The following is a 17,059-nucleotide window of genomic DNA, read 5'->3' on the forward strand; positions in this document are numbered from 1 at the left end:
CCTCATTATACACTTTAAATCAGGCTGTTTTGTTGTCTAGTTTTCTTAGTCCATTATAGCTGATCCGGAGTTTTCATCTCATATGGTTTGTTATCCCGGAGCATGGCAAATATCGTGTTGCACACCTTATGCATAACTGCACCAAGTGCAACCATCTTACATTTAGATTGACACTTTTTCAGGTAAAATTCACGCAGGACAGGGTTCTTAGCAACTCCTTTCTTATCACTGCCGATTGCCTGAAGTGCCATCGTGTAAACTACTCTGCGAGCCAGAGCAGATCCCCGCTTGGAAATCTTGACATCGGTGCCCTTAAAGTTACCGGACTGCTTTACCTCCGGGTCTAATCCAAAGTAAGCATAAAGCTGTTTTGGTTTACGGAAAGCGCCGAAATCACCGATTTCGCACATAAGAGTTACCGCGCTTAGGAAACCGGCACCTCGATAGGATTCCAGCAAATGAATCTGCTGGATAAAGGGTTCTTCCGGATGGGCATCCACAATGGAGGCCATCTCAGAAAGAACAGCCTGAGTCTCCTCATCATATTTCTGAATGAAAGAGATATGTTGGCAGATCAGAAAAAAGTTGCTGTCCAGAGCATGGCCGAAAGAAAAAGATTCTTTAGCTGCCAGTACCAGTTGCTCATATTTTGCAGCGGCGGAGGCAATCCCTTTCCTGGAGGCTTTTGCAATGGCAGGAATCAAGGTGCTGGGGTCGGCATCAAGGATAGCCTGAGGGGAGGTATATTCCTTTAAAATCATAAGAGAAGCACTTCCCGTCACTTTGGAGAAGATACCGAGGTATTGCGGAAAAGCAACCCGGAGCTGGCCTAAAAGCTTGTTCACATAAGCAGAACGGGCATCCATGAGATTGTAATATTCCCTAGTAAGATTGCGCAGGTTTAAAACCAGGTCTGTCGGTATGAGAGATAACTTGATGTTTGGATTCAAACCGAGGATGGCAGCCTTTTTGGAATCGAAGCTATCATTATGAACTTTCCTGATGTTCATGTTTCTGCTAGAATTGGTGATGAGGGGATTGATGACGGAAACGTCAAATCCCGACTCACGGAGATAGCAGAAGAGAGGGAAATGGTAGATTCCCGTGGATTCCAGAAAGATACGAGCTTTCAAGGAATTCAACTCTTCTGCTTTTTTAATTCTGTCAACGGCAGAAGAGAGAGAATCCAACCGATTATGAAAAATCTTAAAGGGCTTACCAAGAAGTTGGAAATTGGGGAGTGCTATGGACATTTCAGAGAAATCGGCACCCACATCAATCCCAACAGATAAATAAGGTTCAAAAGTTTGGTGCATGAGTAATCTCCTTTCGAATAGGCATCCATTTCCAGACAATAGCTACACAGCCTAGCATGTGATGCAGGTATAGCACAAAGGCTCCCAACCAGCCGAATCATAAAGGACTATTGAATGGATTAATTGACTTATTTACAGGTATAGGGCAATAAGAAAAGCCCGCCCTAGGAGGAGTCCATTTATCTTCCTATTCAACAAATGAATATACCTTAAAAACGGTCTGGTGTCTATTAGGAGCCTGTGTACATGATGAATAAAAATACATTGTTTTAAAGTTGGAAGATAGGAAAGAAACCAGACTACTCTTTGTCCAACTTAGGTATAAAAAATTATTAACCATATAGCTTTAATGCTATATCAATATGATACTAGGAGGGGTAAAAGTGTTATTGCTTTACAAAAAGTCGACTGGTCATATTGTAGGGACAAACAATAGTCCCCTGGCTACGTTTGAAAACATGTATCCCCATGCTACAGAAGAATTCAAGCAAATGTATGGGGGATTAGTAGTAGAAGATGATCCTGAATATGACAGAAATAGGCAATGGTATAAAGTTGAAGATGATATTAGGGTTGTAAGACTGGAATCTCCTTGGATTGAAGAACAGGTTAGACCACCAGATCCGGGAGATCAGCGTATTCTTGACTTAGAACTGGCTGTAGCCGCTATCCTGGGAGGTGCGTCATGATGCCGGAGTGGAAGCGAAATATCTTTGTCCGGGCGATAACAGCCCGGATGGCAGGGGAGGGGAGGACAAAGGAGGATCTGATTGCCGAATATGTCTTACTGACGGAGGAGGAGAAAGCGGAAATACTGAGCTATATTTGAGCCTAAAAGGCTCATTAATTTTGTTACCGAGGAGGGGGTTATATTGGGCATCATAGAAATGTTTGCAGGCACTATCAGTAAAGTAGGGGAGAACCACTGGGCGCAGTTTTGGGGTGTGTTGCTAGGGATCTTTTTTTATCTGGTGGAGCCGGGAGCAGCTTTTGGGGCATTATGGATTGCCGTGGCTGGCGATTTATTCAGCAGACTGATAGCCGAGGCAAGGACCCATGGTGGACTGTATCATGCAGCCAAAGAAGGATTTATTAATTCCGAAAAAATGTTTTGGCAAACGGCGGTAAAGATTACCGCATATTTTTTTATGTGCGTGATGGCCAATCAGAGCAAATACATATTCAGGTATGACGCACCGTCGGAGCTGTTCTCAACTATTGTTTATTCAATTCTTTTTTTGGTGGAGTTTTTCTCGGTCTCTAAGAATTTTCAAGACGCAGGCGTCAATTCTTTTAAATGGTTGGCCATGTTCGCAAAGCAAAGATTAGATAAAATTGTACCTGGTGGAGGTGATATTTGTGAGGGAGATAAACCTTCTTCATCCGGACCTACAGACTAAATGTAATAGGTTGATCGACCTGGCAAAAAGTAAGGGGCATAACATCATTATCACGCAAACACTCCGGAGCAAGCAGGAGCAAGATGATATGTATGCCCAGGGCCGGACAAAGCCTGGAAAAATTGTTACCGAGGTTAAATATCCCCGGTCGATGCATTGCTGGGGATTGGCGTTCGACATTGCTGTCTTGCTAAACGGTCTGGTTACCTGGGATACAAAGTTTTATGATCAGATCGGGCCATTGGCTGCGGCCATCGGCCTGGAGTGGGGCGGATCCTGGAAGAGCTTTGTAGACAAGCCTCACTACCAGCTTCCCGGGTACGATGTTGATGATCTGATCAAGAAGTATGGTGCACCGGAGAAATTTATGAAATCGTGGGAGGGGATTAATGTGCCGGGATTTGAGGGGCCAGCCAAAGTAATTTTTAAAGGGAAGGAGCTTTCAGCAGGACTGCTGGAAGGGAGAACTTACGTGGAGATTCGGGCCCTGGCTGAGGCCATGGGCCTGAAGATTTCCTACGACAATGCCACCAAGACTGTAACCCTGTCATAGGGTTTTATTTTTTTACCAAAATTTAAATGGAGGGGATCTTTGATGAGTACAATGTTCTATGATGTGTTTCAGGTTTTGATCTGCCTTTTGGCGGTTCTGCTGGCCGGCGGTCTGGTCTGGTTTATCAAAGAAAAAATCGGCGTCGAGAAAATGAAGAAAATATCCAGTGAGCTTTATGCCAATAAGGAGCTGGCTGCTGCAGCCGTCCGATATGCCCAACAAGTTTTTTGGAACCAGGCCGGCGAGATTCGGTATCAGAAAGCTGCAGAGTGGATGTCTACACAGTGCAAGAAGGTTGGCTTAAATATTGCTGATAGTGAAATCAAAACATTAATTGAAAGTGCCCTCCGAGCCTTCAAAGACGAATTCGGTGAGGAGTGGGGAAAAGCCATTGCCGAGCCGGCCGGCGCGGAAGGAACTGAATAAGGGGGTGATCCCTATCTGCCGGCCCACTACGACCCCAGCATACGAGCCCTGTCTCTTCGGAGGCAGGGCCTTTTTATTTTTTCCGCCACTTGACAAAACAGAGAAAAAACTGTAAAATCATTTACAAGATAATCGTCAATGATTTTACAGTTTTGGTGTTATTTTGTCAATCTTAAGGAGGATAGTTAAATGGATCCAAAGCTTTTTATTGAGAATTGCTTTCCTAAAAAAGTACAAATGGAATTTTTAAGCTGTGTTCGGGATGGCTATAAGTTAGCCGATAGCATGTATGAATTATTGCCTGTTAAAGCTAAATATTTCGATGAGTTTAGAGTCAGAGCAATTAATTATACTGTTGAGGCGACTCTTATTTATGCAGTCAAACAAAACAAAATACCGTTTAATTGGATAGAAGAAAGAAACTCTGCTAACAACTGCTCACATCTTAAACTACATAGGGATGATGTTATTTTGACCGTAAGTCAAGTTGAAAGAAGGCGTTTAATGCCTAGGGAGGCTGTGTTCCGTACTTATCACAGTCAAGGAAACCAAATGTCCCTTTTTGAAGAGTTGTTAGGAGAGATTCCTTATGTTATTTTAACACATGGATATAAATCTAAAGAACCAAAGTTTGCGATGCTTGGGATGCCAGAACCACCATCTGCAATGGGTTGGGCCGGTGAACCTATTGACATAACAGATTCAATAGTTGTTGGGAGTATCGAAGAAAGAATTCCAGAAAAAGATGCTTTTAAAATGAAGAATGAGGTCCTTGAAAGGTTGAGTCGAGAATGAGAAACAGTAATATGATATATGATGTTAATCCTTTGCCAGAAAGAATTAAAGAAGCTAGGATGGCTAAGGGTTATACTATGTCTCAGTTAGCTGAAAAACTGAGTATTTCTCGCCAAGCGATTTCCCAGTACGAGCTAGGTGTTAATACCCCCAAGGATGAAGTTTTTAGTAAAATGGTTGATTTTTTGGGGTTTCCAGTTAATTATTTTTACAAGCCAATTGAATATCGGTTAAATAATCCAGTTTTTTTTAGAAGCTTTAAAACAGCTGAAAAACGGGTTCGTGATATTTCGAGGGTACGAATTGGATGGATGATTGAAATACTTTTATATTTAAAAAGATATATAGAATTTGAACAAGTTACTGAAGGTTTAATAAGATCAGCACCATCAAAAGATGATTATTACGATGACGAAATTGAAGAAATAGCTCTAAAAGTTAGAAAAAGTTTTGGACTAGGTTTAGGACCAATTAGTGATGTTGCCTTGCTGTTAGAAAATCATGGTTTTATTGTTTCCAAAATGGCATTAAATGAACAAAAAGTAGATGCTTGTTCAGTACTTAATACTTTTGAAGATAGAAGGCCGCTTATTTTTTTGACTGAGGATAAAACTGCTGTTCATTCTAGGTTTGATGTAGCGCATGAACTAGGACATGTTGTTTTACATTCTTGGGTAGATGAGGAATATTTAGAAGATCCTCAGAATCTGAAAAGAATTGAAAAAGAAGCATTTAGATTTGCATCAGCATTTTTAATGCCAGAGGAAACCTTCTCAAGAGAAATTTATTCAACTTCGCTTGAATCTTTTTTACCATTAAAAAAGCGATGGAAAGTATCAATTCAAGCGATGATTCGTAGATGTTATGACCTTGAGCTATTTAATCAGAATCAATATGAATATTTACAACGACAGATTTCTTCTAGGAGGGCCAGAATAAATGAGCCATTAGATGATGAGATCTGTCATGAGCAACCTAAGACTCTGAAAAAGGCAATGCAGATGTTAATTGATCATAAGGTTCAGACTCCAGTAGAAATTGTAGAAAATTTACGTCTTCCAGTTGATCAAATTGAAATGCTTTGTGGATTAGAAAAAGGGATATTGCGTGATAAAAAGGAACCTTACTTGAGAATTGTTAAGAACAATTAATATCTTTAAACTTTACTTACTGTAGTGGCTTTATGGGGGTGAAGAATGCAATATTTTGAAATAAAAGCAGACCTTCAGTTTATGAAGGATTTTTTAAAAAATGTATATGATTTGTGGCAAATTGAATCAGAGGTTGCAAAGAAGATCGGACGAGGCCACTGGGTGTTGCATAATGAATATAAAAAAATTGTACGAAATCAGGCGGCTAGCGTTGGAGGTTACCAACATATTCGATCATTAGTTGCAACTGGTTCTCTAAGAGCCATAAAAATTGCAGATGCTTTCGGAATACCTATTCATGCAAATTCGTTCCCGGCACCGGCAGTTGGTGGACCAGTTATACCTCTTAATCTTTTTTCCGCAATTCTAAATGACACTTCCTATAATGGGATTGACAAACAGGTGATTATTGATGCAATTAATCAAACAATTGAGGCTTGCGAAATAAGGGTAAAACAAGAACTCTGGAATCTAATAAACCCTTTATATTGGGTTAAAACAATTTTTATATTTATTATACGAATACCGTTTTTGCTTATCAAATTTTCGGGTTTCAACGTAGATAAAATTGAAGAACACATCTTTTCAAAATTATTTAAGGTAATAGAGTTGGGAGTGTTAATAATTATACTCCTAAAATATGGTTTTAATCTTGATGAAATTGTAAAACAGGTTATGCTCCCAATTTTTACAAAGTGAGATTCTTAGCAAGTCAAAGCGCGTTCGATATGATAACAGTACCACCATCAAGGAGGTACTGCTTATTTTATCTGCCGATCCTAACCAAGCCCGCCATCTTGATTATTTTTTGAAATAAGACTGTCCGAAAGGCACTTATATTATAAGTGGGCAGAGGACAAATTTTCACTTGAAAAATCATCAAAAAATACATGAATACTTGATAAACCATTCCCTTCAAATTCCCAAGCGCTTGGGAATTTGCCCTCATGGAATCGTGACCAGCTCGGCTGGCCGGACAAGAACTATGATCAAAAACCTCAAGAAGTACTGTCCGGAATTTTCCGGGTCTCTTTGTTTTATTGGAGGAATTTGGAGATTTATGTGGAAATACATTTTACAAAATTTGTGCTGTTAAATGGAGGAGAAAATTGTGAAGAAACTTGTTGATATTCAATCTTTTGGATCTATAGATGCCGATAATGATGAGTATCTTTTACAATCTTTCGAGGATCATGAAGCCTATATAAAGGTATTAAAACGTGAAAAATTCTTAGTAACGGGAAGAAAGGGTTCAGGAAAAACTGCAATTTATAAGAAAATTATTACGACTAAAGAAAGAGATTTTTTTACATTCGGGCATGCATTTTCAGACTATCCTTGGCATTTCCATGAAAAACAAGCAAAGGAGGGGGTTCCTGACTTTGATAAATTCACTCATAGTTGGAAATATTTGATATTGCTCACAACGGCAAAAATTATTTTAAATCAGGACCAATCACTCCCATTTGATGATGCGTCATTTGAATATTTATCAAAAATTGAAGGCTTTGTAGTTGACTCATACGGAACAAGAGATCCTGATGTAACGCAAATATTTTCTCCATCAAAAAAACTAAAATTAAAACCAACCTTTGATATTGATGTTGGAATTCTACATGCAGGCATATCCCCTGAAAGTGTTCCTATAGCTGAGTTACCACTTATAGTATCGGAAGTTAATAAAAATCTTGCCCATTATATTATTTATAGTTTAAATCCGAATAATGGATATTACATTTGTTTTGACCAGTTAGATTTAGGGTTTGATCCAAATAGTCCGCAATATTATAATCGATTAATAGGACTTATTCTTGCTGCTCGGGACCTTAATATACTAGCAAAAGAAATGAAAAGAAAATTTTTTGTAGTAATATTTTTACGAGATGATATTTATGATCAGTTACATTTTGAGGATAAGAATAAAATTACCGAAAATTTTTATACTCTAATTGAATGGGATACTCAGCGGACTAGTCGTACATTAAAAGGTCTTATGGAGAAAAGATTCAAGGCAACAATTGGTGAATTTAAGGATGAGGTTACTTGGGAACGGGTGTTTGATGAAGCCCAGGAAATGCCTGGTCACCAGACAAAGTATAAATATATTACTGAACGAACTTATTTAAGACCTCGCGATATTATTAAATTTACGAATTCGGTTCTCCAATCGTATAAAAATAGTGTAGGTTTAGAAGGTGGCGATCAATCAAATTTATTTTTAAACCAAGATTTGCATAATGCTCGTGAAGAATATGGAAGATATTTTCAAAGAGAGATAGATGACGAGATACATAAGCATATTCCTGCATATAATAAGTATTTTGAAATTTTAAAAGGGATAGGCGTCTACAGGTTTAGGAAAGATCAGTTTATAATGGAATATCAGAACAGAACAGCCATTCTCCCTGAAGGAATAACTCCTTTGCAAGTCTTAAAAGAACTTTATGAGTTTTCAATTTTAGGTTACTATAAAAGAGGTGGAAAAGGGTTTGGAGGTTCTGAGTATGTGTTTAAATATAAGGAACCTTCCCAAGAGTTTGATGAAACCTCCGATTTATTTCAGGTGCACTTAGGTTTGATTGATTTTCTTGGCCTAAAAAGGTATGAAAAAAAATAATTATTTCCCGACTCTGATAAAGGATCCTAAAAGGCAGGATCCTTTCATTGTATTGTCCACCATTCTTCTCCCAGGTTGTATAGCTCAACCTCCTGGCCGTTAATCCCGCACCGCCAACGGAATGCTCCATCATAAAGCCGGATACTCTTGACCGGATTGACAATCTCGATAATCTCATCCTCGTAGATCAGTTGAAAAGGCATGTTGTCTCCCCTAGGGGTGATCTTTGCTTCGATTTGCAGGGGCACCTTTTCAAGTGTTTTAGTTTTGCCCATCGGTTTAACCTCCTTGACGAACATACGTTCTTTTGATATTATAGACCCGCAAAGACATACCTGTAAAGTAAAATTTGTTATGGAGATAGATAAGAGCAGTGATAATCAATAAATCTACTTTAAGAATAACTCAAATTACCAAGCGCTTGGGAATTTGGCCTAATGGTCACATGATCATCTCGGCTGGGTAGTGCGAACCCCATCAAAAAAATTTTCAGAAATACTTCCCAAATTTTACAGACTTTATTGTATTGCTGGAGGGATTTGGTGATTAATGTGGAAATATGCTGTTAATCATTGACTGTATTATGGGAGTTTAGCAAAAACACTTTATTCAATATGTAAATTACACTATTTTACGCTATAAAAAGCACTTGGGTTCCCAATGCAAGAGTTAGGCCAAGGCACTGCTTATCAAATTGGTTAGGAGGAAGGTAAGATAGAAAACGATTGCACGAAAAACCAACACTACGTACCTCAAGGTTATTTAAAGAACTTTACTTTTGACCAACAAATGACCCAAATACACTGTTTAAATAAATTAAATGATAAAAAGTTTATAACCAATATTAGAAATGTAGCCTCGGAAAATTATTTTTATGAATTACCTCCAGATGATGCGAAGAAATTCGAAACGGAGATGGGATATAGTGATTTTAATTCTGATGAAAAATGGTTTAGAAACTTTGAAAGTGTAGCACTTCCTTTGTTGGATACTTTAATCTCTATATGTAACAATGATCATCAAGATAATTTAATAAACTTTTTATATAAAGAAGAAACCAGAATGTGGATAGGTGTATTCATATTACTTCAGTTCTATAGAACTAAGAAGTTTCGGCAGGATCTTTATAAAGAAGGGTTATCTTTAGGAGAGCAAACAGTTAAAGAAAGAAGCGATTACTCCAAAGAGCAGTTAGTCGCTGACGCCCAGAAGTATAGTATTTTTCAACAGATAATTAATTATTTAGATATATATAAGCTAAATGATGAAGTAAACCTTATTGGAAACTATCTTTGGCAAATTGGTAGAAATGACATAGAGATTCCTTTGGTTACCTCAGATAGTCCTATAATTGAGTTAATAACAAATTTTGCGAATGGTATTTCTGTAAAAACATGGGTATTCCCTTTAAATGATAAATATTGCTTATGCATATATTTTGATTTTTTTACTGGTAAACTTAGGTATTTAACACATCAACCAATCATAGATCTAAATAAGGTCGGTATATTATTATATAATTCCTTGCAATTGAAACAGGCTCATACATTTGTGTTTTCAAAGTTACCGATAATATCCGGCTTTTTTAATAACTGACAAGAAATATTTGCTCGGGTAATTTTTTAAAGAAAGAGAAGGACTTGGTCTAATAACATATTCCCAAAATTTGAGAGAATATGAATGAATATAGTAACCAAACTTTGGAAATCCAAGAGATTTTATATGAAATTGGTGCAAAAGCTGCGCCGCCCTGGGGTGGATTAAGCCAGTGTAAATTCTAAGGTTAGTGAGGATAATTATTTGAAGATACACAAATATAACATCATCTTAATGGTGATAATATGTGTTTTTTCGATAATAATTGCTTTCATTTTCAATAAATATAATGTTGGGTTTTGGGTAAATATCTTTATTGGTATTTTTTCGAGTGGTGTACTTGCATTAATTTTATCAATAATTGGCTATCAAATAGAAAGAATGAAAACACTTGAAGAATTTTATACTTATGTTTTAAAAGCTATAGCAAATTTTAACCGCTTTGAAAATAATGGTGATCCCCAGTATACTATGGATATAGTCCTTAAAATAAATGATTTCGATTATACAGCCTTGGATATGTCATATGGTAACATTGATTTCATGTTTGCGAATAATACACATCGAAAATACATCTACGATAGAATTTATAAAAGGGTATGTAATCTAAAACATATAATTAATGATAAATCGTTTCATTTTAAAGAATATAAGAAAGCAATAAATGGAAATTTGCCTGTAATGGAGCTTTTTATAAAGAAAATTGATGAAGAAATCATGGCCAGAAAAAGAGAAGATATCACTAACGAAGATGGTTCAGTATGTATAGTATCAAGTAGCTATAATAAATTTAATAATGAAATTATGGACGAGTTAAACGGAAAGTATTATAAGATTATGTATGGTCGAAAAACTAATATCTAAAATACGGAGCTTTGGGGATTTAGGGCGGCGCCCATGGCGACGGCTGAATATGAATGATTGTATTTATTTTAACAGCGTATTTCCAAATCAAAAGGTGGATATAATCATCCTTTTCCCAGGTTAAAAAGGTATACCTCCTGGCACTTGAGTCCACATATCAAAAAATCCTCTTTGGTGGATCCAAAACTGTTTACTCAAAAATAAAACCATTGATATACTAGCATTTAGCGGCTGCAATCAAGGGATTAAATGGCACAGTAGCTAGATTCAGGTTCTAGCGGGCGTGATTTAGGAATTAGGAAAGAAATCTCGTGCCGGCGATGAGGTAGTAAGTGCCCAACAGCAGAGAAATAGGAAGCTACTTTATATTTCTTCCTATTATAAGGCGTTAGTTTACAAAAAAGTTCAACCATTTTTTCAACCATCATTCCAGAATTGATTAAGAATTTTTGAGTCTCTTTAGGAAGAAGAATCCCAGGAAATCCTTGGTACACAAGGAATGTAGAGCACATTTAATAGTTTTTAATTTTGTTTAAATACCCACTTTTTGGCCTTTGACGACCTTGGGGTGGTAGAGGCCGCTGGTTCAAGTCCAGTCGCTCCGACCAGGAAATTCTTAGAGCCGCAATGTTTTGCGGCTCTTTTATTTTTGGCTTTTTATCAACTTCTGATAAAAGTTCTAATATTATTCTACCAGAAGGCAAAAAAATAAATACCATCGATCGGTATTATTTAAAACAAATTTGCCATTTTTCCGCTGCATCTCTTTGCATGCCGACTGAACGTGTCAATAACACCAATAAGCTTTAGGGGTTAGGCTGGTGAGCCCTAGAGGAATATATTTGATCAGAGTAAAATTTTTAATTTTCACTTGTAAAAGTTCTTCTGCGGGATAGAATAACATCAGGATACTTGCAGGAGGTGGTCGGCAAAGTGAAAGACGAATATCTTAGGAGAAATGTTGGCTACATAGACCAGATTGTCCGTTTGGTAATGGGTGCTGCATTGATTGTTATCCCTGTCCTTTACAAATGGCCATCATGGACAGTAGCGATTCTTGCAGCAGTAGGCGGGTCAACAATTCTTGAAGGAATTATTGCTTATTGACTAGTACTAGACCTTTTAGGGTGGTCTACCCGAAAAAAATTGATTTAGAACGTTCAAGTCCAGTCATTCCGACCAGTGGATAAAACAGCTAATATTAGACTAGCTGTTTTTTATTTTCGATTCGTCTTGTCATGATTTCCATTTTGTGTTATAGTATGTTTGGTATTAATCTGAAGAAGCGTGGATCAGAGTGGGTTCCGACCCACTTTTTCCTTTAAAAATAGCGTTCATTTTTTCCCGAACAGGAAATGCACCAAAAAAGAATATTATCCCAAGTACTGGGGTAAAGATATGGTCTAGAACCAAATTATTCAGCTCTGTCAGGGAGGAATACCATGCTGAAAGAATCCAAAGTGGAAAACCTGGTAAGAAATATAGTTCTTCCCCTTATTGAACCTGCCGGATATGAATTAGTTGATGTGGAATATCAAAAGGAAGGTAATCATTGGGTATTACGGTTGTTTATCGATCACGAAGAAGGTATTGATCTGGATGATTGTCAATGGGTGAGCAATTTGGTGGGGGAAGAATTAGATAAAGCAGACCCGATTCCCCAGGCTTATTTATTGGAGGTTTCTTCTCCCGGTATTGAGCGGCCCTTAAAAAATGCCAAAGATTTTGACAGATTTAAGGGGAAAAAAGTAGAAATTAAACTATTTAGCCCCAAAAACAATCAAAAAGAGTATGTGGGGATCCTTTTGGGAATCGAAAACAGTCAAGTTGCTCTGATGGCGGGCCAGGTAAAAATATTATTTAATATGGATGAAATAGCCAAAGCAAAGCTAGTTTTTGATTTTAACTAAGTTAATGGGCTGAAATCCGTATTTTTTTAAAACTAAATAAGGAGGTTCAATGATGAATGTCGATTTTATTGAGGCATTAAAGGAGTTGGAGAAAGAAAAAGGTATTGCCCTTGATGTACTGATTGAAGCAATAGAAGCAGCTTTAATCTCCGCTTATAAAAAAAATTTTGGTTCCTCTCAAAATGTCAGGGTAGAAATCAACCGGGACACTGGTGAAATTCATGTTTATAACCGGCGTACTATCGTCGATGAAGTCGAAGATCCCAGACTGGAAATTAGTATTGAGGAAGCCCGAAAATTAAGACCCAGTTATGAAGTCACTGATATTCTGGAAACAGAAGTAACACCCCGAACATTTGGCAGGATTGCTGCCCAAACTGCAAAACAGGTAGTGGTTCAACGGATTCGGGAAGCCGAAAGAACCATCATTTATGATGAATTTATTAATCGCGAAGGAGATATTGTGACCGGGATTGTCCAGCGGCACGAAATGAAAAATGTTTTTATCGACCTGGGTAAGACGGAAGCAGTAATCATGCCCACGGAACAAATTGCCCGGGAACAATACAACCAAGGCGACAGAATAAAAACATATATTGTGGAAGTAAAAAAAACAACCAAAGGGCCTCAAATCCTGGTATCCCGTACCCATCCGGGCCTATTAAAACGATTATTTGAATTAGAGGTCCCGGAAATTCATGATGGGATTGTGGAAATTAAATCCGTAGCTCGGGAAGCCGGCGCCCGCTCCAAGATAGCTGTATACAGCAAGCATGAAAATGTTGATCCTGTCGGGGCCTGTGTTGGTCCAAAGGGTATGCGGGTACAGGCTATTGTCAATGAATTGAGGGGAGAAAAGATCGATATTGTCAAGTGGAGTGCCGACCCGGTCGTTTTTGTGGAAAACTCTTTAAGTCCGGCAAAGGTTTTGTCCGTTCATGTCAATCTTTCTGAAAAAATTGCCAAAGTTGTTGTTCCTGATTATCAATTGTCTTTGGCCATCGGCAAAGAAGGGCAAAATGCCCGTTTGGCAGCAAAATTAACCGGGTGGAAGATCGACATTAAGAGTGAATCACAAGCAGAAGAAAATAACGAATAAGGAGGAATTTTAGTTGATACGGGTAAAAAAAATTCCTCAGCGCATGTGTGTGGGATGTAAAGAAATGAAAAACAAAAAGTCCCTCATCAGAGTAGTGAAAACTCCGGAAGAAATGGTACTCATTGACGTTACCGGGAAAAAGGCAGGGCGAGGAGCTTATGTTTGCCCGAATGCAGACTGTCTGCAATTAGCAATAAAATCGAAAGGATTGGAAAAATCCTTAAAGACTAAAATCTCTCCTGATATTTATGCTACTTTAAAAGAACAACTACCAAAGGAGCCGTTACCCCTAAATGAGCCATAAATTATATGCATTATTGGGATTTGCCCAAAGAGCAGGAAAGATTATTTCCGGGGAAACTGGTTGTGCATCCGCAATCAAACAGAAAAAAGTTTTTTTAGTAATGGTTTCTGAAGATGCGTCTGAACACACGAAATCAGAGATGAAATCCTTGAGTCGTTTTTATGGGGTAGAATGTTTGGTATGGGGATCGAAGTTGCATATCGGTACTAGTATTGGTAAGTCACCACGGGCCACTGTCGGAATATTAGATAAGCATTTTGCCGATGAAATGCGGAAAATGATTCTTCAGGTGGTTCATTGAGTAACAACAATGGGGGTGGTTTCATGGGTAAACTAAGAGTATATGAATTAGCGAAAGAATTATCGATGGAAAGTCGCGAAGTAATTCGTCGCCTGGGTAAAATGGGATTAGAGCTGAAAAATCATATGAGTACGGTTGATGATAAATATGCAGATTCTTTACGGGAAATGGTTAAACCTAATCCCCCAAAAACGGATCACCATGTTCAAAATTTTGAAGTTGGTGCCAAGAAACCCGAGCAACGTCAAGAAAACAAGTCTTTTCATAAAACAGAATATAGCCAGGAGCGGAACAAGCCAGGCCAGTCGGCGGTGGAGCATAAAAATCCTCAGCGATTTGACAATACCAGAGTAAATAATCAAAACAAGCCTGATTATTCCCGGGGCAATAACCAAAACAGGGCTGATAACTTCCGGGGCAATAACCAGAATCGGCCCGATCAGCCACGGGTTAACTACCAAAATCGGCCTGACCAGGGGCGACCCAATAATCAGAATCGACCTGATCAGCCACGGGTTAATTACCAAAACCGGCCTGACCAAGGTCGACCTAATAATCAGAATCGACCTGATCAGGAGCGGGCTAATCACCAGAATCGACCTGATAACTCTCGGGTTAATCACCAAAACAGGCCTGATTATTCTAGAAACAGAAATAATGAGAATACTGGTGGCCCCGGTTCTAAACCTTTTCCTCCCAAACAAGAAAAGAAGCCGGATAGGGGACCGATCCCTCCGAATCTTACCAAGCCTGGCGCTCCCAAGAACGTGCCCAAGCCAAAAGAACCGTTCAAATTTGGGGAAAAAGATTTTGATGAGGACCATGAAGCGAAAGCAAAAAATCCCCGGTTTACTTCTTACCAACATGGGGATAAAGATGGCTTTCGACCTGGGGGAAAGCGCAAGAACCAAAACAGGAAGAAAGGGTCTTTTGCCCAGAAGATGGAGCAGCAGCCGGTAACACCCAAAAAAGTGGTGATTGGGGAAACGGTTACAGTGCAAGAATTAGCGAAAAGCATGGGAAAGACCGGTGCAGAGGTGATTCGCAGACTGATGGAACTAGGCGTATTAGCCACCATCAATCAAGAAATTGATGCGGAAACTGCTGTTGTAATCGGTCAGGAATTTGGTATTCCCGTGGAAATCCGGCTGGATAAGACCATGGAAATGATGGAGGACCAAGAGGATGAGGATGAGGAATTATTAGTAGAACGTCCTCCTGTGGTCACTGTGATGGGTCATGTGGACCATGGAAAAACATCTCTTTTAGACGCCATTCGCAAAGCAAATGTCACTGCTACAGAGGCTGGAGGGATTACCCAGCATATTGGGGCCTATCAAGTAGAAGTGAATAATAAAAGAATCACCTTTTTGGATACCCCCGGCCATGAAGCATTTACGGCGATGCGGGCCAGAGGGGCCCAAGTTACGGACATCGCCATTATTGTAGTCGCCGCTGACGACGGGGTGATGCCTCAGACAGTAGAAGCCATTAATCACTCAAAAGCCGCCAAGGTGCCCATCATTGTGGCGATTAACAAAATGGATAAGCCTAATGCCAACCCCGACCGGGTCAAACAAGAGCTCACTGAGCACCAGCTTGTCGCAGAAGAATGGGGAGGAGAGACCATTATGGTGCCGGTTTCTGCAAAAACCCATGAGGGAATTAGTCATTTGTTAGAGATGATCTTGCTTGTGGCAGAAGTGGGCGAGTTGAAAGTAAACCCGGAACGGATCGTCAGAGGAACTGTGATCGAGTCGGAGCTTGACAAAGGACGGGGGCCGGTAGCAACTGTTTTGGTGCAAAAAGGCACCTTGAAAATTGGTGATAATATCGTGGCCGGAACCGCCTTTGGTAAAGTGCGGGCGATGATTGACGATAAGGGACGCCGGGTCAAGAATGCAGGCCCTTCCACCCCTGTAGAAGTACTGGGCTTTTCGGATGTCCCTCCGGTGGGTGAGCCCTTTGTCGGGGTACAAGATGAAAAAGACGCCCGTTACATTGCCGGTAAATATCAAATCAAAAAACGGGAAGAAGATTTAAATAAAACCGCCCGGGTAAGTTTAGACGATTTGTTTAAACAAATTTCCGAAGGGAACGTGAAAGACCTGAACATTATTATTAAGGCTGATGTTCAGGGATCCATTGAAGCCCTGAGTCAATCCTTAACCAATCTTTCTACCAGTGAAGTCCGGGTCAATACCATTCATAGTGGAGTAGGCACCATTTCCGAATCCGATGTGATGCTGGCTGCCGCATCAAACGCCATCATTATCGGCTTTAATGTTCGGCCCGATGCCAACACCAGAAAGGCTGCGGAAAACGAAAAGGTTGATATTAAGCTGTACCGGGTGATTTATGATGCTATCGACGACATTAAAGCCGCCATGGCAGGATTGCTGGAACCTTCTTATAAAGAAGTGGTCATTGGCCACGCGGAAGTAAGGGCCACTTTTAAGGTTCCTAAAGTAGGTGTAATTGCAGGGAGTTACGTTTCGGAAGGCAAGATTACCCGTCAAGCAGGTGTACGGGTGATTCGAGACGGTATCGTGATCCATGAAGGCCATATTGATTCTCTGAAAAGGTTTAAGGATGATGCGAAAGAGGTCTTAACCGGTTACGAGTGTGGGATTGGTGTAGAAAACTTTAATGACCTAAAAATTGGCGATGTCATTGAAGCATACATTATGGAAGAAGCAAAGCGAGAACTATAAGGGAAGGTTGGGA

At 39.3% G+C, this 17,059-nt stretch carries 19 protein-coding genes; 17 read left to right on the forward strand and 2 right to left on the reverse strand.

The genetic code is table 11. From position 1 onward, the window contains the following. Positions 1 to 53: 53 nt before the first annotated feature. Complete coding sequence (locus DCMF_RS04780; RefSeq protein ID WP_148133363.1) at positions 54 to 1,316, reverse strand: IS110 family RNA-guided transposase; 1,263 nt, start codon at positions 1,314 to 1,316, stop codon at positions 54 to 56. Positions 1,317 to 1,699: 383 nt separating this feature from the next. Here DCMF_RS04780 and DCMF_RS04785 point away from each other — a divergent pair, with 383 nt between their 5' ends. The 9 genes from DCMF_RS04785 (at position 1,700) to DCMF_RS04820 (ending at position 8,258) form a co-directional block, all read left to right on the forward strand. Then, on the forward strand, positions 1,700 to 2,005 hold the full coding sequence (locus tag DCMF_RS04785; RefSeq protein WP_148133364.1) for a hypothetical protein: 306 nt from the start codon (positions 1,700 to 1,702) through the stop codon (positions 2,003 to 2,005). Further along, complete coding sequence (locus DCMF_RS29080; RefSeq protein WP_214659096.1) at positions 2,002 to 2,145, forward strand: hypothetical protein; 144 nt, start codon at positions 2,002 to 2,004, stop codon at positions 2,143 to 2,145. The genes DCMF_RS04785 and DCMF_RS29080 overlap by 4 nt, the downstream gene beginning before the upstream one ends. A gap of 43 nt (positions 2,146 to 2,188) precedes the next feature. Further along, positions 2,189 to 2,716 carry a phage holin family protein gene (locus tag DCMF_RS04790; RefSeq protein ID WP_148133365.1) on the forward strand — a complete coding sequence of 176 codons (528 nt, stop codon included), beginning with the start codon at positions 2,189 to 2,191 and terminating at the stop codon, positions 2,714 to 2,716. Then, a complete protein-coding gene (locus tag DCMF_RS04795) occupies positions 2,676 to 3,269 on the forward strand; it encodes a M15 family metallopeptidase (protein ID WP_214659097.1) in 594 nt (197 codons plus the stop codon). The genes DCMF_RS04790 and DCMF_RS04795 overlap by 41 nt, the downstream gene beginning before the upstream one ends. A gap of 42 nt (positions 3,270 to 3,311) precedes the next feature. Then, complete coding sequence (locus DCMF_RS04800) at positions 3,312 to 3,695, forward strand: phage holin (RefSeq protein ID WP_148133367.1); 384 nt, start codon at positions 3,312 to 3,314, stop codon at positions 3,693 to 3,695. A 189-nt stretch (positions 3,696 to 3,884) separates the two neighbouring features. Continuing rightward, entirely contained in the window at positions 3,885 to 4,490 is a 606-nt protein-coding gene (locus DCMF_RS04805) for a hypothetical protein (RefSeq protein WP_148133368.1), read from the forward strand. Next, on the forward strand, positions 4,487 to 5,641 hold the full coding sequence (locus DCMF_RS04810; RefSeq protein ID WP_148133369.1) for a helix-turn-helix domain-containing protein: 1,155 nt from the start codon (positions 4,487 to 4,489) through the stop codon (positions 5,639 to 5,641). Before DCMF_RS04805 ends, DCMF_RS04810 begins: the two co-directional genes overlap by 4 nt. Before the next feature lie 45 nt (positions 5,642 to 5,686). Then, positions 5,687 to 6,340, forward strand: coding sequence for a hypothetical protein (locus DCMF_RS04815; protein WP_148133370.1), 654 nt, complete (start codon positions 5,687 to 5,689; stop codon positions 6,338 to 6,340). A 412-nt stretch (positions 6,341 to 6,752) separates the two neighbouring features. Continuing rightward, the gene (locus DCMF_RS04820) at positions 6,753 to 8,258 is read left to right on the forward strand and encodes a P-loop ATPase, Sll1717 family (protein ID WP_148133371.1); all 1,506 of its coding nucleotides are present in this window, start codon (positions 6,753 to 6,755) and stop codon (positions 8,256 to 8,258) included. Between the two features lie 44 nt (positions 8,259 to 8,302). Here the strand turns inward: DCMF_RS04820 and DCMF_RS04825 are convergent, their stop codons facing one another. Next, a complete protein-coding gene (locus DCMF_RS04825) occupies positions 8,303 to 8,533 on the reverse strand; it encodes a hypothetical protein (protein ID WP_148133372.1) in 231 nt (76 codons plus the stop codon). A gap of 439 nt (positions 8,534 to 8,972) precedes the next feature. On the opposite strand from DCMF_RS04825, the gene DCMF_RS04830 reads away from it, so the two are divergent. The 8 genes from DCMF_RS04830 to infB all read left to right on the forward strand — a co-directional run bounded on the left by DCMF_RS04830 (position 8,973) and on the right by infB (position 17,046). Next, the gene (locus DCMF_RS04830; RefSeq protein ID WP_148133373.1) at positions 8,973 to 9,854 is read left to right on the forward strand and encodes a DUF4238 domain-containing protein; all 882 of its coding nucleotides are present in this window, start codon (positions 8,973 to 8,975) and stop codon (positions 9,852 to 9,854) included. 204 nt (positions 9,855 to 10,058) lie between these two features. After that, positions 10,059 to 10,718 carry a hypothetical protein gene (locus tag DCMF_RS04835; RefSeq protein WP_214659098.1) on the forward strand — a complete coding sequence of 220 codons (660 nt, stop codon included), beginning with the start codon at positions 10,059 to 10,061 and terminating at the stop codon, positions 10,716 to 10,718. A gap of 933 nt (positions 10,719 to 11,651) precedes the next feature. Next, a complete protein-coding gene (locus DCMF_RS04840; RefSeq protein ID WP_148133375.1) occupies positions 11,652 to 11,825 on the forward strand; it encodes a YgaP family membrane protein in 174 nt (57 codons plus the stop codon). Positions 11,826 to 12,160: 335 nt separating this feature from the next. Beyond that, on the forward strand, positions 12,161 to 12,628 hold the full coding sequence (locus tag DCMF_RS04845) for a ribosome maturation factor RimP (protein WP_148133376.1): 468 nt from the start codon (positions 12,161 to 12,163) through the stop codon (positions 12,626 to 12,628). Between the two features lie 49 nt (positions 12,629 to 12,677). Beyond that, the gene (gene nusA / locus DCMF_RS04850) at positions 12,678 to 13,727 is read left to right on the forward strand and encodes a transcription termination factor NusA (RefSeq protein ID WP_236860192.1); all 1,050 of its coding nucleotides are present in this window, start codon (positions 12,678 to 12,680) and stop codon (positions 13,725 to 13,727) included. Positions 13,728 to 13,740: 13 nt separating this feature from the next. Beyond that, the gene (rnpM, locus tag DCMF_RS04855) at positions 13,741 to 14,031 is read left to right on the forward strand and encodes an RNase P modulator RnpM (protein ID WP_148133377.1); all 291 of its coding nucleotides are present in this window, start codon (positions 13,741 to 13,743) and stop codon (positions 14,029 to 14,031) included. Further along, positions 14,021 to 14,332: a L7Ae/L30e/S12e/Gadd45 family ribosomal protein gene (locus DCMF_RS04860; RefSeq protein WP_148133378.1), complete on the forward strand. Its 312-nt coding sequence runs from the start codon at positions 14,021 to 14,023 to the stop codon at positions 14,330 to 14,332. The genes rnpM and DCMF_RS04860 overlap by 11 nt, the downstream gene beginning before the upstream one ends. Positions 14,333 to 14,355: 23 nt before the next feature. Next, positions 14,356 to 17,046 (forward strand): translation initiation factor IF-2, encoded by a 2,691-nt coding sequence (gene infB, locus DCMF_RS04865; protein WP_148133379.1) that lies wholly within the window; start codon positions 14,356 to 14,358, stop codon positions 17,044 to 17,046. Positions 17,047 to 17,059: the final 13 nt, after the last annotated feature.

It is taken from the genome of Candidatus Formimonas warabiya, from assembly GCF_002777255.1.
Taxonomy (GTDB): domain Bacteria; phylum Bacillota; class Dehalobacteriia; order Dehalobacteriales; family Dehalobacteriaceae; genus Formimonas; species Formimonas warabiya.

What these genes read in the sequence shown, in the direction of transcription:
- DCMF_RS04780 (WP_148133363.1), bottom strand. Translation starts at nt 1,316, where the DNA reads ATGCACCAAACTTTTGAACCTTATTTATCTGTTGGGATTGATGTGGGT.
- DCMF_RS29080 (WP_214659096.1), top strand. Translation starts at nt 2,002, where the DNA reads ATGATGCCGGAGTGGAAGCGAAATATCTTTGTCCGGGCGATAACAGCC.
- DCMF_RS04800 (WP_148133367.1), top strand. Translation starts at nt 3,312, where the DNA reads ATGAGTACAATGTTCTATGATGTGTTTCAGGTTTTGATCTGCCTTTTG.
- DCMF_RS04805 (WP_148133368.1), top strand. Translation starts at nt 3,885, where the DNA reads ATGGATCCAAAGCTTTTTATTGAGAATTGCTTTCCTAAAAAAGTACAA.
- DCMF_RS04810 (WP_148133369.1), top strand. Translation starts at nt 4,487, where the DNA reads ATGAGAAACAGTAATATGATATATGATGTTAATCCTTTGCCAGAAAGA.
- DCMF_RS04815 (WP_148133370.1), top strand. Translation starts at nt 5,687, where the DNA reads ATGCAATATTTTGAAATAAAAGCAGACCTTCAGTTTATGAAGGATTTT.
- DCMF_RS04825 (WP_148133372.1), bottom strand. Translation starts at nt 8,533, where the DNA reads ATGGGCAAAACTAAAACACTTGAAAAGGTGCCCCTGCAAATCGAAGCA.
- DCMF_RS04845 (WP_148133376.1), top strand. Translation starts at nt 12,161, where the DNA reads ATGCTGAAAGAATCCAAAGTGGAAAACCTGGTAAGAAATATAGTTCTT.
- nusA (WP_236860192.1), top strand. Translation starts at nt 12,678, where the DNA reads ATGATGAATGTCGATTTTATTGAGGCATTAAAGGAGTTGGAGAAAGAA.
- DCMF_RS04860 (WP_148133378.1), top strand. Translation starts at nt 14,021, where the DNA reads ATGAGCCATAAATTATATGCATTATTGGGATTTGCCCAAAGAGCAGGA.
- infB (WP_148133379.1), top strand. Translation starts at nt 14,356, where the DNA reads ATGGGTAAACTAAGAGTATATGAATTAGCGAAAGAATTATCGATGGAA.